This is a genomic window from Rhodobium orientis, from assembly GCF_003258835.1.
Taxonomy (GTDB): domain Bacteria; phylum Pseudomonadota; class Alphaproteobacteria; order Rhizobiales; family Rhodobiaceae; genus Rhodobium; species Rhodobium orientis.
Genome location: NZ_NPEV01000123.1, coordinates 1 through 467 on the forward strand (window position 1 = coordinate 1; position 467 = coordinate 467).

At 49.5% G+C, this 467-nt stretch carries 1 pseudogene; it reads left to right on the forward strand.

Annotation, left to right across the window (positions count from 1 at the left end):
• Positions 1-2: 2 nt before the first annotated feature.
• Positions 3-467: pseudogene (gene pdhB / locus CH339_RS25490) on the forward strand (pyruvate dehydrogenase complex E1 component subunit beta); the annotation flags it as partial.

A 467-nucleotide genomic window follows, 5' to 3' on the forward strand; every position in this document is an offset into this window, starting at 1 on the left:
AAATGACAATGATTCAAGCAATCACTGATGCGTTACGCACAGAACTGAAAAATGACGAAAATGTCTTAGTTTTCGGAGAAGACGTCGGTGTTAACGGCGGCGTGTTCCGTGCGACTGAAGGATTGCAAAAAGAGTTTGGTGAGGATCGCGTATTTGACACTCCTCTTGCTGAATCTGGTATCGGCGGCCTTGCACTCGGCTTAGGCTTACAAGGCTTCCGTCCTGTAATGGAAATTCAATTTTTCGGCTTTGTGTATGAAGTGATGGACTCTGTTTCCGGACAAATGGCACGGATGCGCTACCGTTCCGGCGGCCGCTGGAATTCTCCGGTGACAATCCGTTCTCCGTTCGGCGGCGGTGTTCATACGCCTGAACTTCACGCGGACAGCTTGGAAGGACTCGTTGCACAGCAGCCTGGACTTAAAGTCGTTATTCCTTCAACTCCGTACGATGCTAAAGGACTTTTA